Consider the following 14,349-nt stretch of genomic DNA (forward strand, 5'->3'; position numbering starts at 1 on the left):
TGCCTTCAAGTTCTTCTAGGCCTTCTAGGTCTTCTAAACCTTCGCGTATGCCCGCTTCTCGATCTCTTCCCAGTCGAACGAATAGCCGATCCCCGGCCCTTGCGGCGCGGTGATGTAGCCGTCCTTCTCGACCGGGTAGCCGAAGCCGACGTTATCCGTTCCCCAGACGAGCACCTCAAAGAACGAATTGTTGTTGATGCCGCAGGCGAGCTGCACGTTCGCCTGATCGCCGCCGTGAATCTCCGCCTTCATGCCGAAGCTGTCGGCCATGTGCGCGATCCGCAGCGAGCCGGTGATGCCGCCCTTCAGCACCGTTCCGGTGCGGATGCGGTCGCACGCCCCGTGCACGATGAAGTCGGCCGCGTTGTAGTGGCAGCCGTCCGACGTCTCGGCCGCGAGCACCGGGATCGTCAGCTCGTCGCACAGCTTCTTGTAATTCCAGATGCTGAATTCTCTCATCGGCTCCTCGTACCAGTGGTAGCCCGCCTGCTCAAGCGACTTGCCGAGATAGATCGAATCGGCAAGGTCGAAGCCGGCGGAGCCATCGTACATTAGGACGATGTCGTCGCCGACGTGCTTGCGCAGCGCGTGGCACAGCTTCGCGTCCTCCCGGGCGTCGCCCCAAGCGTGCAGCTTGATCGCCTTGTAGCCCTGCTCCAGGCAATAGTCGGCGACGCGCAAGTATTCCTCCGTCGTGTCATACGTCACGGTGGAAGCGTACGCCTGCACGCGGTCCCGCGATCCGCCGAGCAATTGATAAAGCGGCATGCCGGCCTTCTTGGCGGTGATGTCCCACAGCGCCACGTCCGGCAAGCCCATGTAATAGATCTGGAACTCCTCCGCCCGGTCGAGCTCCCACATCTCGTGCCAAAGCTGCTCCTTCAGCAGCGGATCGCGCCCGATCAGCAGCTCCTTCAGCCTGCGCTGCGTATAGTCGACGGTCATCAGCCCGCGCTGCGCGACGGCGACGCCCTCGATGCCTTCGTCGGTGATGATCCGGAGAATGCCCATCTCGTTCAGGTGGGACCCCGCCGGCAGCCCCTTCCGCCACTTGAACGGCGTGCCGGGCGGCTGCTTGACGGCGTACGCTTTGACGTCTACGATCTTCATCTCGTTGTCCTCCTAAGTTCGGGTTAGCTGGTTCGTCGATTCGAAGCGCGGCATGGTGCCCGAGTAACTTGGGTTTGGATGGGGGGAGCGGCTGCGTGGAGGTTGGAGTGTGAAGGAGTCGTTAGTCGATTTTTTCGACTATCGGCGGCCCCTAGGCGCTCCCGTGCGGTGCGTTAGTCGATTTTTTCGACTATCGGCGGTCCTCCGGCGCTCCCGGGCGGTCCGTTAGTCGATTTTTTCGACTATCGGTGGCCCTCCGGCGCTCCCGGGCGGTGCGTTAGTCGAATTTTTCGACTATCGGCAGCCCCCCCGGCGCTCCTCGGAAGTCCGTTAGTCGATTTTTTCGACTATCGGCGGCCCTTCGGCGCTCCTGGGCGGTCCGTTAGTCGATTTTTCCGACTATCGGCGGCCTTTCTGCGCTCCTTGGCGGCGTGTTAGTCGATTTTTTCGACTATCGGCGGCCCCTCGGCGCTCCCGTGCGGTGCGTTAGTCGATTTTTTCGACTATCGGCGGCGCTCCGGCGCTCTTGGGCGGTGCGTTAGTCGATTTTTTCGACTATCGGCGGCCCTTCGGCGCTCCCGGGCGGTTCGTTAGTCGATTTTTTCGACTATCGGCGGCCCTTCGGCGCTCCCGGGCGGTTCGTTAGTCGATTTTTTCGACTATCGGCGGCCCTTCGGCGCTCCCGAATGCTCTTGAAGCCCGCCGTTATGGCGATTCTCGCCACATCTCCCCCGCGCTCCGCCTAGCTAACCCCGATGTTGTACCCGCCGTCGATCGGGATGACGGCGCCGTTGATCCAGGATGCGCCCGAGCCGCACAGGTAGAGCACGGCGTCGGCGATCTGCTCCGGCAAGCCCATGAACGGCTTCGCCTTCTCCGCGTCGGCCAGCCGCTGGGCTTCCGCCGGGTCCTCATACATCTGATGGAACCATGCATCGATGAGCGGAGTGGCGACGCCGCCAGGCATGAGCGTATTCACGCGGATGCCCTTCTCCCGAAGGTCCAGCGCCAGGCCGCGCGTCATGTGGTTCAGGCTCGCTTTGATCGAGTCGTAAACCACGTTGCCCGGCTTGTTGAGCGTGCCGTTGATCGAGCCGACGTTGACGACGGCTCCTTTGTTCTCCGTCAGCCATGGCAGCGCCGTCTGCACCAAGAAGAAAGGAGTCTTCAGGTTCACTTGAAACAAGCGGTTCCAGTCGTCCTGCTCGATCTCCTCGATCGGCTTGTTGCAGACGAGCGCGGCGTTGTTCACGATATAGTCGATTCGCCCGAAAACCCCGATCGTCTCGCCGACCAGCCTAAGCGGAGCGCCCGTGTCCAGCAGGTCCGCTTGCACGAACAGCGCTTCGCCGCCGGCCGCGCGAATCTCCTCCACGGTCTGCTCGCCCGCTTCCCGGTTCCGGCCGTGGATGACCGTCCGCACGCCGAGCGCCGAGAACTTCTCCGCCACCGCCTTGCCGATCCCGCTCGTGGAGCCCGTCACGATCGCCACTTTGTCCTGCCAATCCGTACTCATGCTGTGTCCTCTCCTTCTTCAACTAACCTTGCTTCCGTGTTGCCCATCGGAGGGGAGCCGAAGGGAGAAGTCTAATGAGGAATTGCCCCCTAGAGTTAGCCCTGGAGAAAATCCTGGGATTTCACTCCCAAGCTCAGTCCTCCCTTACTCCTCCCCATTCCTCTACCTCCAGCTCCGCCGCCTTATGGATATGGTCATCCAGCTTATAGATCAGCGGAATCTCCTTCCAACTCTCCGCGAAACAATCGCCGGTGCGAAGCTCCCACTCCCGCTCTGCTTCCTCGCGAACGATCCGCCCCTCGATCTCCCGATCGGGATCGACGTCCCACGCCATAATCAACGTCAGGCCCGAACGGTAGATGTCCAAGTGAACGAAGCCTTTGTCCCGAAGCTGCGCCGCGATCTCCGCCGGCTGCTCCGCATGCAGGCGTTCGTATTCCTCCGCCCGATCGGGCTTCAAAGCCGCCATCCAAAGCGATCTTCTCCTCATCTAACGCTCCTTCAACCCGATTTTTGAGAATAGAAAAACCGGCAGAGCCCTGATGAAGGCTATGGGACTCTGCCGGTCTGCTGTTTGCTCACGCGGGTGCTCGGTTGGCTAAGATTGGGGAAGTCGGCTGTCTTGCCGCGCTCTCGAGCACCTTCTTCGCGTCCATGCCCCGCTCCTCTCACGGCCAAGCCGGATCCTTCGCCGCTTGAGCTTGGTCCGCCCTGCGCTTATCCGCGCTCTCGAGCACCTTCTTCGCGTCCATGCCGCCGCTGATCATCGCGCTCATGTCCTTGCCGATGTCCATCCATTGCGGGTTCACGTACTTGGCGGTCATCTGCAGGCCGGAGCCTTGCTTCGCTCCGTACGTATCGAAGAACTTCTGCTGCTCCTCGGTGAAGCGGCCTTCGATGCCCTCGAAGTTCAGGGCCAGGAAGCGGGGCTCGTTATCCAGGAAGTATTGCAGGTTCTCCTGCTGCGTCAGGAACGCGAAATACTGCTTCGCTTCTTCGATATGGCTCGAGCCGGAGTAGATGAACTTGCTCGGCGCCGCCGGGGCGATGTTCATGATCTGGTTGTCCGCGAGCGGGATCGGGAAGTAGCCGAAGGAGGTCGCCTTCGTCTCCGGGAACGCCGCTTCGATCGTCGCCGGAAGGCCCAGGTTGTGCAGCGTCATCGCGAACTTGCCGCTCGCCATGTTCTTCTCCGTGTCCGCGAACGTGTTGGAGAAGTAGCTGTCGCCCATGAAGCCCTTCTTCACGAGCTCGCCGAATTGGGTCAGCGCCTGTTCCATGATCGGAACGTCCGCCAGCTTGATCTCGTTGTTGTTCAGCTTGTCGACGAGACCCGGATTCGCTTCCTCGAACTTAGGCCCGATCTCCGGGAACCAGAGCACGTGGTGCCAGCCGTCCGAGACCGGCTCGTAGATCGGCGTGATGCCGGCGTTCTTGATCGCTTCGCAGACGGCCAGGAATTCGGCATACGTCTTCGGCACCTGCAGGTTCAACTTGCTGAAAATATCCTTGTTATAAACGACGTAATAGTCATAAGTCGGATCCCAGATCGTAAGCGCATACACTTTGTCGTTCCAGGTGGCCTGCTCGAGGAAAAGCTTGTTCTCCCGCTTCACCCACTCTTCGTTCGTCAGGTCCACGGCGTTCTTCTCGACGTCGTACAGCGGACCCAGGTCGAACTTGCCGTCTTGGCCGCCGAAGATGTCGGGGGCTTCCTTCGTGTTCAGCTTCACCTTGAGCAGGTTCTGGTACTGGTCGGCCGGCACGATCTGGTAGTCGATGTGGATGCCCGTCTGCTCCTCGAACTTCTTGGCGAGCTGCATCTCGGACTCCTTGATCCAATCCTGGCTGGCCATATAGGTCAGCGTTACCTTCTCCTTCGGCTTCTCCGAGGCCGGAGCCGAGGACGAGGCCGAAGCGCCGCCGCTAGCCGAGGGCGATGCCGGAGACGCGTTGCCGCCGTTGTCGTTATTGCCTCCGCAAGCCGCAAGAAGTCCCGTTGTCATTCCGATTACTGCCAAAGTGCCAAGCGTTTTTTTCATCGGATGCAATCCCCTTTTGGTCATTGTTAATACGCTTACATTGTAAAATAAAGATATTTAAGTAAAAATGCATATATCCGGCTTCCTTTTTGCACTTTCTTTACTCTTGAGAGGGGAGCCGTGCCCCCCCTCCTTAGAGATTGCCCTACCCATCCGCCCGCATCACGTTCGTCAGCTTGCCGAGCCCTTCGATCTCGATCGTCACCGTGTCCCCGTCCTTCAGGTAAACCTGCTTCTCCGGCGGATACCCGAGCACGACTCCCTCCGGCGTTCCCGTCAGAATCAAGTCTCCCGGCTCCAGCGTCATGTGGCGGGAGATGTAGCTGATCACTTCGTCGCAGGGGAAAATCATATCGGACGTCGAGGAGCTCTGGCGAACTTCCCCGTTCACCGTGCAGGAGATCGCCAGCGCGTTCGGGTTCGGGATCTCGTCCGCCGTCGCCACGAACGGGCCGATCGGCGCGAAGCCGTCGCACGTCTTCCCCAGCATCCACTGCGCGGTGCGCATTTGCAGGTCGCGCGCGGACAGGTCGTTCGCGTTGCAGTAGCCGAACACGTAATCGAGCGCCTCCTCGCGGGAGACGTTCTTCGCTCTCTTGCCGATGACGATCGCGAGCTCGGCCTCGTAATCCACCTTATCCGTCACGGCAACCGGAAGAGGAACGTCCTCCCCTTCGGCCGCCAAAGCGTTCGCGAACTTGTTGAACAGGATCGGATACTCCGGAATCGGGGCGTTCGTCTCCTCCGCGTGCTTGCGGTAGTTCAGGCCGACGCAGATGATCTTCTGCGGGTCTGAGACGCACGGCGCATAAACGAGCGAAGCTTCGTCAAGCGTCTCCGCGCGCCCTTCCGTCTCTCCAACCAGCTTCCGCAACGCCGCCAGCGCTGCCGCTCCGCCATCCAGCGCCTCGCGCATCGTCGTCGGGACCGAGCCCGCCTCCAAACCCGCCACTTCCGACATCGCCTCTACGCTCGCGATTCCTTTTGCCGTCCGAACCGCTAGCCGTACCTCTTCCCCGTGCTTATATTGCAATAGTTTCATTTCCTATCTCTCCTTGTCCGCCTAATCTCCGTTACGCATTCTTGCCGAAAACAACGCCGCCATCCACATACAGAGGGGAACCCATCACGAAGCTCGATTCGTCCGACGCCAGGAACAAGGCGGCCTTCGCCACGTCCTCGGGACGGCCGAGCTCCTCGCTCAGCTGCCGCTTCTTAATCGAGCCGAACGCCTCCTCCGGATCGCTGTACGAGCTCTTCAGGTACCCCTCGACGAACGGGGTCAGGATCGTCCCCGGCAGCAAAGCATTCACTCGAATCCCGTACGAGGCGTAATCGACCTGCATCGCCTTCGTCAGCGCCAGGACGGCTCCCTTCGTCGCGGAATAGACCGCCCTCCGGGACAAGCCCATCTCCGCCGCGCACGAGGACATATTGATGATCGATCCGCTTCGCCGCTCCATCATGGACGGGATCGCGTACCTATTCAGCAAGTATACACCTCTCAGGTTAACGCGCACGACCTTGTCCCACTCGTCCGGCTCGGTCTCGTGGATCGCCCCGACGCCGCTGATGCCCGCGTTGTTGAACAGCACGTCGATCCGTCCGAACCTCTCCAGCACCGTCCCGACCGCGGCCTTGACCGACTTTTCCTCGCCGACGTCCAGCTCGACGAAGAACGCTTCGCCGCCCGCTTGCCGGATCTCCTCCGCGACCGCCTCGCCGGCCTCGACGTTGCGATCGCCGATGACGACCGTCGCTCCCTCTTGAGCGAATAGCAGCGCGGACGCTCTCCCGATGCCGGAGCCGGCTCCCGATATGAACGCGATTTTGCCCGATAGTCTCATGTGTCGTTCCTCCTTATCCTTTCACGGATCCGGCGGTCATGCCGTCGATAATGAAACGCTGGCCGATCAGATACAGCACGACGACCGGCAGGCTCGTCAGGACGATGTCCGCGCTGACGAGGTTCCAGCTCATCTGGAATTGCCCGAAGAAGTTGTACACCGACAGCGTCATCGGCCATTGGCTAGCGGAGTTCAGAAAGTAGAGCGGCATCGTGAACTCGTTCCAGGAATTGAGGAAGGCCAGGATGAAGACGGTGACGATCGAAGGCTTAAGCAGCGGGAAAATAATGCTGAAAAAGAGCCGATTCGGACCGCAGCCGTCGATGGTTCCCGCCTCGTCCAGCTCCTTGGGCACCCCGCCGACGAAGCCGTAGAGAATAAAGACGCTGAACGGAATTTGCACGGCCGCGTAGAGAATGATGATGCCGAGCTGGCTGTTAACGAGATGCAGCATCTGCATCGTTTTCATCAGGGTGAAGTAGTTCAGCGGCATCGCCAGGCCGAGCAGGATGAACATGTAGCTGAACTTGTTCCACTTGCTGCGCCGGCGGCTGTAGACATAAGCGGCCATCGCCGCCAGGACAACGCACAGAATCGTAGAGGCTCCGGCATACAGCACGCTGTTCCAGAGCGAATTGTACAGCTTGCCCTTCTCGATGACGGTGGAGAAGTTATCGAAGTGCAAAGCCTTCGGCAGGTCCATTCCCATCGAGCTCGCCTGCGAGGCATCCTTCAGCGAATTGATGACGATGAGAACGAGAGGCGCCACGACCACCAGGCTGATGCACCACACGAACGCGTTTTTGACGACGGCCCAAGCGCTTTTTCTGCTCAATGGTTCTCCTCCTTCCCCATCCAGCGGACGACGAAGTAGCCGACGATCGTCATGAACAGGAACAGCGTGGTGGACAGCGCCGTACCGACTCCGTAGCGTCCCATCGAGAATTCCTTGAACACGCCGGTGAACATGACCTCGGTCGCGTAGCCGGGCCCGCCGTTGGTCAACACGTAGACCGCGTCGAACACCTTCAGGCCGTACAGCAGGTTCAAAATGACCGTAATCATCAGGGCGGGAACGAGCAGCGGAACGGTAATGTGCCAGATGCGGCTCCAGTAGCCGGCTCCGTCGATCTCGGCGGCTTCGTCGTAATCCTTCGGAATCGTCTGCAGGCCCGCGAGCAGGATGACCATGATGTAGCCCGCGCCTTTCCACACGTCCACCCCGATGATCGACTTGAACGCCCAATCCAGATCCGTCAGCCAGTGGCGCGTCAGCGACTCCAGGCCGATCGTCCGGAGGAACTCGTTAAGCAGCCCCGTGTCCGGATGAAGCACCGATTTGAATATCAAGCCGACGATCAGCATCGGAACGACCGCCGGAAGGAACAGAATAGCGCGGTGCACGTTCTTGAGCGCCAATCCTCGGTTAAGCAGCAGCGCCAGGAAAAACCCGATCGCCGTCTTCAGCACGATCGTCGCGACCGTGAAGATCAGCGTATTCTTAATAAAGCCGAGGTACATGTTGTCGCCGGAGAAAATCTCCTTGAAGTTGTCCGCCCCGATCCAATGGACCGCCGAGCTGTAGCTGTTCCAGTCCGTGAAGGAGTAAAGGATGCCGGCCACCCCGGGAATGACCATCAGCACGACGTACAGCAGCATGGCTCCAAGCGAGAAGTAGAAGGGATAGATCTTGTTGGCTCGCATGATTTTTTTCACTCCTAACCGATTCCGGAATGCGCTTGCTTTTTATTGATTGCGCTTTCATTATAGAGTTGGCGCCCCCCTGCCCTCCATGCACAAAACCGACTTGCTACTTGCATTTATTTTACCTAGGCTCTTTACAAGCGCGGCCCTCGCGGCCAAAATAGGGAGCAAAGGAGGCGGAGGCGAGCCTTGTTTCGACTGAATTCCATTCGTTCCGTACTGTTCGTCACTTTCTCCGGCATCATCGCGCTCATTCTCGCCATCTCGCTGCTGCTGTTCTACTGGTGGTCGTCGGACACGCTGCGCAAGCAGGCGGCCGACTCGATATCCGCTTCGTCCACCGCCGTCAAGGAAAAGCTTGATTTGGAATATCAGAAAATGGATGCGGTTTCACAAACGATTCTCTACTCGAATCTGGTGAAGGAGCGTTTCCTCGACTTCTCGGGACGCGAGGCGGCGACCAACGAGGAAGCTCAGGTCGTCCTTCAGGCCGCCAAGGACCTCGCCGAGATCCTGGTCGCGATGAACGGTCCGGCCCTGCCGGTCCAGCAGATCAACCTTTACGATTTTCAGGGCAATCGGTTCGGGTCGGGCTTCGACAATCGGCGGATGAAGATCGATCTCGAGGACAAGAGCTGGTACCCCGCGGTTCTCGACACGGATATCGGCAAAATCATCACGGAGCCCGAGGTCGACGAGCAGCTGCGCCACGTGCTTCCCACGCGGGAGGATGTGTACTCCGTATCCTTGCTGCGGCTGTTCCGGGATCGCTACAACTCGCCCGAAGGAATCGTCGAGGTCAAGCAGTCGGTCACCAACCTGTTCAAATCGGTCTCTTCCTCGCTGAAGGATCGGGTGATCGTGTACGACGACAACGGGAATCTGATCTATCCTCCGGGACCTGCTACCGAGTCGGATCAAGCTTACGTTCGGCAGTTTCTCGCCCATTCCGGTGGGGGGAGAATGGAGAATCCGGACACGGGGGCTCAGGAGCTGTTCGAGGTCGCGCATTCGAGCATCACGGGCTGGAACTCGGCGGTAATCCGTTCGGAGCAGGAGCTGTTCGAGCCGCTTCGTACGTTCACCAAGATGTTCAGCATTCTGTGCGTCGGCATTTTGCTGCTTGCCGTCCTGTTGACGTTCCTCGCGGCCAAGAAAATCACCGAGCCGATCGCCAGGCTTCACCGTTCCATCAAGTCGACGGATCTGGACAATCTGGCGGCGCCGGCGCCCCTTGCGAGAACTAGCGGGATCAACGAGCTCGACCGGCTTCAGATCGCGTTCGGCAAGATGGGGGAACGATTGCATTATTCGATGGAACAATTGATGCTCGCACAACGTCAAGAACTTCAGGCGAAGCTCGTCGCGCTTCAATCGCAGATCAATCCGCACTTCCTGTACAACACGCTCGCCACGATCGGCGTCATGGCGGAGGAAGGCATGAACGGGGAGATCGTCGAGATGATCGAGAGCCTGTCCGATCTGATGCGGTACGTCTCGTCGGACGACACCTCTCTCGTGGAGCTGGGAACGGAGCTGGACCAGACGCGGAACTTCCTCAGCTGCTTCGGCTTCCGTTACGGGACTAAGCTTAGCTTCGGCTTCGAGATCGAGGAGGCCGCCCGCAAGGTGGAGGTGCCGAAGCTGATCGTCCAGCCGCTCGTCGAGAACGCCGCCAAGTACGGCACGAAGGAGGAGCCGCCTTGGTCGATCTCGGTTCGCGCGTATAGCGAAGGAACGCTCTGGTTCGTGGAGGTGCGGGACAACGGTCCGGGCTTCGACAGGGAGAATCTGGCGAGGTTTCGCGAGCAGACGGAGAAGATCGATCGCTCCGGGGAGACGCCCAGCCTCCAGGTCGGCGGCATGGGCCTGCTGAACGTCTACATTCGCTTAAAGCTTCTGTACGGCAATCGCATGACTTTCCGAATGGAGGACGCTCCGGACGGAGGCGCTATCGTTACGATTGGCGGAACCTATCCATCGGGATCGGGAGGATAATCCAATGACCCAGCAAGACATGATCATTCGAACGGTCGTCGTCGAGGATGAAGAGCTGATTCTCAACAATCTCGTGAAGAAAATCCAAGCGGCAGACCCCGTGTTTCAAGTAGTTGGCACCGCCACGGACGGCAAAAGCGCGATTCGGGCTCTCGAGGACCATACCGTCGACCTTCTGATCACCGACATCCACATGCCCGCGATGGATGGGCTCGAGGTCATCCGGCACGCTCATATGAAGTACCCCAACATTCACAAAGTTATCGTAAGCGGTTACAACGAATTCGAATATGCTCGCCAGGCGCTGCAGCACGGGGTCGTCGATTACCTGCTGAAGCCGGTCAAGAGCAAGGATCTGGAGCTTATGCTCGGGCGGATCAAGATCCGCGCGGGGCAGGTCCGGGAGCAGCGCAAGCCGGAGAAGGCCGCGAAGCTGGACAATCACGATTACACGCCGGCCGAGATCGTCGAGTCGGTTCAGCTGTTCCTGCAGAACAACTTCGCGCGCGAGCTGAACCTGGAGGACATCTCCCGGCAGTTCAACTTCAACCCCTCCTACCTGACGAAGATCTTCATCAAGCACGCGGGCGAGCCGCCCTCCAAGTACCTGATCACGCTGCGCATCCGCGAGGCGAAGCGCCTGCTCGAGACCGAGAAGGACGTCTCGATCAAGGACGTCGGCGAGCTTGTCGGCTACCCGGACCCGTACTACTTCAGCCGCCTGTTCAAGCAAGTGACGGGCGCGACACCCCGGGAATACCGGAACAAAGAATGAGGGAGGCGGCCGCCTCCCTCATTCTTTTCGTTTATGATGTGGTGCACGGGGTGCACCACTTTCGCTCACACCCGCGCATTCCCGCCGATGTAGTGCACCTGGTGCACCTCTTTCGCTCGCTCACGCGCTTTTCCGCCGATGTGGTGCACTGGGTATCCTGCTCTTTTTCCCGATCCCTGTTTATCGATACCCTAGACTGTCTCCATGCTTCTCTTCTCGCCGGCGTACATGTCCGGGTTTTTGCGCTTGTGGCGCTCTCCCCATACTTTCATGGACATGATGATCGGCTCCAGCGTCCTTCCGTACTCCGTAAGCGAATACTCCACCTTAGGCGGTACCTGCTGGTACACCTCCCGGTGAACGAGCCCGTCCTGCTCCAGCTCCCGCAGCTGCAGCGTCAGCATCCGTTGCGTAATGCCCGAGCAGAGGCGGGTCAATTCCCCGAAACGCTTCGTCCCCTCGAACAAATGATAGAGCAGCACACCCTTCCATTTGCCCCCGATAATCTCGAGAGTATACTCCACCGGACAGCCTTCGGCCTCGTTCTCGCAGCCGCTGTATTTGCTCTTGCGCTCCTCGGTCATCGACAGCCCCTCCTTCTCCATACTATATAAATTGATAGTATACCACTTAATTGTACGTACTTACGTATCCTCATGTTATCACATATAATCGCCTCAAGGAAAGAGAAACCAATCCTAAGGAGAGATTCCCCATGACGATGATGAAAGCCGTAGGACTGACGCGTTACTTGCCGATCGACCATTCCGATGCCCTTATGGACGTCGAGTTGGAGAAGCCTTCCGCCCGGGGCCGCGACCTTCTCGTTCGCGTCCAAGCGATCTCCGTCAATCCCGTAGACGTGAAGATTCGTTCTCCCAAGGCGCGAACCGAAGAGTCTCCCCGGGTTCTCGGGTGGGATGTCGCGGGGATCGTCGAAGAAGTCGGCGAAGAGGTTACTTTGTTCAAGCCCGGCGATGAAGTCTACTATGCGGGCAGCATCGTCCGTCCGGGCGGCAACAGCGAGTTCCACCTGGTGGACGAACGGATCGTCGGCCGCAAGCCAAGCACGCTGGACTTCGCCGAAGCGGCCGCGCTGCCTCTTACCTCGATCACCGCTTGGGAGGGCCTGTTCGACCGTTTGGGCATATCGCGCAATCCATCGGACAATGAAGGCCGCTCCCTCTTGATCATCGGAGCCGCCGGAGGGGTTGGCTCCATAGCGACGCAGCTCGCCGCCGCGGCGGGCTTGACGGTCATCGGAACCGCCTCCCGGCCGGAATCCGCGCAATGGGTTAAAGATTTCGGCGCGGACCATGCGATCAACCATTACGAGCCGCTCGTTCCTCAGTTACAGCAGCTCGGGCTGGAATTCGTCGACTACATCCTGTGCCTGAACAGCACGGAGCTGCATTGGGCCCAGATGGCCGAGGCGATCGCTCCTCAAGGTCGAATCTGCTCGATCGTGGAGACGCCCGAACCGCTCAACCTGACTCTCCTCAAGGACAAAAGCGCCACTTTCTCTTGGGAGTTCATGTTCACCCGCTCCCGGTTCGGCACGCCGGACATGATCGAGCAGCATCGTCTGCTGAACGAGGTCGCGAATCTCGTCGACGCAGGCGGGCTGCGCACGACGGTAACGAAGCGCCTCTCCCCGATCAACGCAGCCACGCTGAAGGAAGCCCACGCCCTTATCGAAACGGGACGCACGATCGGCAAAATCGTTATCTCCAACTAAAAGAACACCCCGGCCTCCGACAAATCGGATCCGGGGTGTCATTTGCTTATAACGGAATAGTTAAGCTCTCCGCCGTCCGGCGAATGAAGCTTGCGCCCTGCATGTACTCCTCTTCTTTCGTAAGATGCTCGATAATGAGCGGAGTGTCGGGATCAAGCTTATGTAGCTCCGTCAGGAAAGTCCGATAATCCAACGCTCCTTGCCCCGGGATCGCTTCGTCAAGGTGGACGGTCAGCCGTCCGGCGAGCTTGATGTCCTTTGCATGGCAATTCTTGATATAGGGCCCGAGCTTGGAAAAAAAGTCGCGAATCATATCCCCGTTGCGGTAGAAAACCCGCGGGCTGCTGATCATGTTCACGGGATCGAGATGCACGGCAAAGGCGCTGCGGTCGATCGCCCGAATCAGCTTCATATAGCAGTCCGCCGAATCGGGGAACACCCACGGCATCGTCTCCAGCGTATAGAAGGTTTGCCGCGGCTTTACGGCATCGATGATCTCCCTGACGGTGTCCACGACGAGCGCGAACGTATCATCCGAGAAATTGTCCGGATGCGGCCCGTCCCACTGCTCGCCCCTCGATCCGGCGATGTTGACGCAGCATCTCGCTCCGACCCGTTCCGCTAACGCGAGCCGCTCCTTGCAGTGCTCCAACGCTGCCTTGCGAACGGCGTCGTCCGGGCTGATCGGATTGCTCCAAGCCCCTACTTCGCCGATTAGCACATCGTGACGTTCGGATTCCCGGCGATAAGCCTCGATCAAGGCATCGTCCGCGTCCTTGCCGATCGGACAGACGGACGCCCGGAATCCCAGACGCTTCATATCGCTTGCCCAGCTTGCCGGATCGTCATAGCTTCGAAAAAGCGAGGTTCCCAGTCTCATCTTGCGCGCTCCTCCCTTATCCTTCTCCGTTTAGTGTACAAGGGAACACAGGACGGATCAACTTTAGTCATCGCCCATCTATTCAAATTTGACTAGATGATTTTCCTAGCGTATACTGAGATTCCACTTAGATTCCGAAAACGACTTTCGCAAAGGAGTTTTTCCTCATGTCGGCTGTTCGACTGCTTGTCTTAGGCTCGATCGCTCGTCGGGGCATTACCCACGGCTATGGCGTCCATCAAGATTTGACCTCGTGGAGAGCGGATACGTGGACGAGCGTGAAACCGGGCTCGATCTATCACGCGCTCGAGAAGCTGGCCGCCCAAGGAATGATCGAGCCGACGGATTCGGGTGACTCGACCAAGCTGGGACCCGCCCGTACGGAATACGCCATTACCGGGGAAGGCAAGCAGGAATTCATCCGCTTGCTCGAAGCAGCGCTGAAGAACAACGACTTTCAGATGGTGGCCGCGGGAATCGCCTTCATGGAGCTGCTCCCCCGCGCCCGGGTTATCGAGCTTCTGGAAGAACGCCTCGATTCCCTGCATTCGACCGTGACGTTCCTTCGGACGTTGCCGACGCAGCCCATCCCCGCCGATCCTTCCAAGCACCCGGAGCTCGTCGGCTTGTGGGTCGGCTACTTCGAATATGCGGTGTCGTCGACGGAGTCTTTGCTTCTGGCTCTTCGTTCGGGCAGCTATCTTTTTATCGATGAGAAGTAGAAAAGGAGGCATCGTAT

Annotated in this window: 14 protein-coding genes; 4 read left to right on the plus strand and 10 right to left on the minus strand. The window is 59.2% G+C overall.

The genetic code is table 11. The features are described 5' to 3' along the window. Positions 1–33: 33 nt before the first annotated feature. From H7B67_RS12605 to H7B67_RS12640, 8 genes are all read right to left on the minus strand, one after another. The gene (locus H7B67_RS12605) at positions 34–1,110 is read right to left on the minus strand and encodes an enolase C-terminal domain-like protein (RefSeq protein WP_185120175.1); all 1,077 of its coding nucleotides are present in this window, start codon (positions 1,108–1,110) and stop codon (positions 34–36) included. Between the two features lie 742 nt (positions 1,111–1,852). After that, entirely contained in the window at positions 1,853–2,626 is a 774-nt protein-coding gene (locus tag H7B67_RS12610; protein WP_185120176.1) for an SDR family NAD(P)-dependent oxidoreductase, read from the minus strand. Between the two features lie 133 nt (positions 2,627–2,759). Continuing rightward, positions 2,760–3,095, minus strand: coding sequence for an L-rhamnose mutarotase (locus tag H7B67_RS12615; RefSeq protein WP_185120177.1), 336 nt, complete (start codon positions 3,093–3,095; stop codon positions 2,760–2,762). Positions 3,096–3,294: 199 nt separating this feature from the next. After that, positions 3,295–4,668 carry an ABC transporter substrate-binding protein gene (locus tag H7B67_RS12620; RefSeq protein WP_185120178.1) on the minus strand — a complete coding sequence of 458 codons (1,374 nt, stop codon included), beginning with the start codon at positions 4,666–4,668 and terminating at the stop codon, positions 3,295–3,297. 145 nt (positions 4,669–4,813) lie between these two features. Beyond that, the gene (locus H7B67_RS12625; protein WP_185120179.1) at positions 4,814–5,710 is read right to left on the minus strand and encodes a fumarylacetoacetate hydrolase family protein; all 897 of its coding nucleotides are present in this window, start codon (positions 5,708–5,710) and stop codon (positions 4,814–4,816) included. 31 nt (positions 5,711–5,741) lie between these two features. Next, on the minus strand, positions 5,742–6,515 hold the full coding sequence (locus H7B67_RS12630) for an SDR family NAD(P)-dependent oxidoreductase (protein ID WP_185120180.1): 774 nt from the start codon (positions 6,513–6,515) through the stop codon (positions 5,742–5,744). A gap of 13 nt (positions 6,516–6,528) precedes the next feature. Further along, positions 6,529–7,350 (minus strand): carbohydrate ABC transporter permease, encoded by an 822-nt coding sequence (locus H7B67_RS12635; protein ID WP_245363837.1) that lies wholly within the window; start codon positions 7,348–7,350, stop codon positions 6,529–6,531. Further along, the gene (locus H7B67_RS12640; protein ID WP_185120181.1) at positions 7,347–8,219 is read right to left on the minus strand and encodes a carbohydrate ABC transporter permease; all 873 of its coding nucleotides are present in this window, start codon (positions 8,217–8,219) and stop codon (positions 7,347–7,349) included. The genes H7B67_RS12635 and H7B67_RS12640 overlap by 4 nt, the downstream gene beginning before the upstream one ends. Positions 8,220–8,408: 189 nt before the next feature. On the opposite strand from H7B67_RS12640, the gene H7B67_RS12645 reads away from it, so the two are divergent. Together H7B67_RS12645 and H7B67_RS12650 are read left to right on the plus strand one after the other, a co-directional pair. Beyond that, complete coding sequence (locus tag H7B67_RS12645; protein WP_185120182.1) at positions 8,409–10,217, plus strand: sensor histidine kinase; 1,809 nt, start codon at positions 8,409–8,411, stop codon at positions 10,215–10,217. Between the two features lie 4 nt (positions 10,218–10,221). Further along, the gene (locus H7B67_RS12650) at positions 10,222–10,992 is read left to right on the plus strand and encodes a response regulator transcription factor (protein ID WP_185120183.1); all 771 of its coding nucleotides are present in this window, start codon (positions 10,222–10,224) and stop codon (positions 10,990–10,992) included. A 191-nt stretch (positions 10,993–11,183) separates the two neighbouring features. Here the strand turns inward: H7B67_RS12650 and H7B67_RS12655 are convergent, their stop codons facing one another. Then, positions 11,184–11,576, minus strand: a complete 393-nt coding sequence (locus H7B67_RS12655) for a winged helix-turn-helix transcriptional regulator (RefSeq protein ID WP_185120184.1) — start codon at positions 11,574–11,576, stop codon at positions 11,184–11,186. A 131-nt stretch (positions 11,577–11,707) separates the two neighbouring features. Between H7B67_RS12655 and H7B67_RS12660 the strand changes: the two genes are divergently transcribed. Next, the gene (locus tag H7B67_RS12660) at positions 11,708–12,730 is read left to right on the plus strand and encodes a zinc-binding alcohol dehydrogenase family protein (RefSeq protein WP_185120185.1); all 1,023 of its coding nucleotides are present in this window, start codon (positions 11,708–11,710) and stop codon (positions 12,728–12,730) included. A gap of 46 nt (positions 12,731–12,776) precedes the next feature. Here H7B67_RS12660 and H7B67_RS12665 read toward each other — a convergent pair whose 3' ends face one another. After that, positions 12,777–13,610, minus strand: coding sequence for a sugar phosphate isomerase/epimerase family protein (locus tag H7B67_RS12665; protein WP_185120186.1), 834 nt, complete (start codon positions 13,608–13,610; stop codon positions 12,777–12,779). A 167-nt stretch (positions 13,611–13,777) separates the two neighbouring features. On the opposite strand from H7B67_RS12665, the gene H7B67_RS12670 reads away from it, so the two are divergent. Continuing rightward, positions 13,778–14,332: a PadR family transcriptional regulator gene (locus H7B67_RS12670; RefSeq protein WP_185120187.1), complete on the plus strand. Its 555-nt coding sequence runs from the start codon at positions 13,778–13,780 to the stop codon at positions 14,330–14,332. Positions 14,333–14,349 lie beyond the last annotated feature (17 nt).

Source organism: Cohnella thailandensis, assembly GCF_014212135.1.
In the GTDB taxonomy this organism is placed as follows: Bacteria; Bacillota; Bacilli; order Paenibacillales; family Paenibacillaceae; genus Cohnella; species Cohnella thailandensis.

What these genes read in the sequence shown, in the direction of transcription:
- H7B67_RS12630 (WP_185120180.1), bottom strand. Translation starts at nt 6,515, where the DNA reads ATGAGACTATCGGGCAAAATCGCGTTCATATCGGGAGCCGGCTCCGGC.
- H7B67_RS12665 (WP_185120186.1), bottom strand. Translation starts at nt 13,610, where the DNA reads ATGAGACTGGGAACCTCGCTTTTTCGAAGCTATGACGATCCGGCAAGC.
- H7B67_RS12605 (WP_185120175.1), bottom strand. Translation starts at nt 1,110, where the DNA reads ATGAAGATCGTAGACGTCAAAGCGTACGCCGTCAAGCAGCCGCCCGGC.
- H7B67_RS12670 (WP_185120187.1), top strand. Translation starts at nt 13,778, where the DNA reads ATGTCGGCTGTTCGACTGCTTGTCTTAGGCTCGATCGCTCGTCGGGGC.
- H7B67_RS12610 (WP_185120176.1), bottom strand. Translation starts at nt 2,626, where the DNA reads ATGAGTACGGATTGGCAGGACAAAGTGGCGATCGTGACGGGCTCCACG.
- H7B67_RS12625 (WP_185120179.1), bottom strand. Translation starts at nt 5,710, where the DNA reads ATGAAACTATTGCAATATAAGCACGGGGAAGAGGTACGGCTAGCGGTT.
- H7B67_RS12660 (WP_185120185.1), top strand. Translation starts at nt 11,708, where the DNA reads ATGACGATGATGAAAGCCGTAGGACTGACGCGTTACTTGCCGATCGAC.
- H7B67_RS12655 (WP_185120184.1), bottom strand. Translation starts at nt 11,576, where the DNA reads ATGACCGAGGAGCGCAAGAGCAAATACAGCGGCTGCGAGAACGAGGCC.
- H7B67_RS12650 (WP_185120183.1), top strand. Translation starts at nt 10,222, where the DNA reads ATGACCCAGCAAGACATGATCATTCGAACGGTCGTCGTCGAGGATGAA.
- H7B67_RS12620 (WP_185120178.1), bottom strand. Translation starts at nt 4,668, where the DNA reads ATGAAAAAAACGCTTGGCACTTTGGCAGTAATCGGAATGACAACGGGA.
- H7B67_RS12615 (WP_185120177.1), bottom strand. Translation starts at nt 3,095, where the DNA reads ATGGCGGCTTTGAAGCCCGATCGGGCGGAGGAATACGAACGCCTGCAT.
- H7B67_RS12640 (WP_185120181.1), bottom strand. Translation starts at nt 8,219, where the DNA reads ATGCGAGCCAACAAGATCTATCCCTTCTACTTCTCGCTTGGAGCCATG.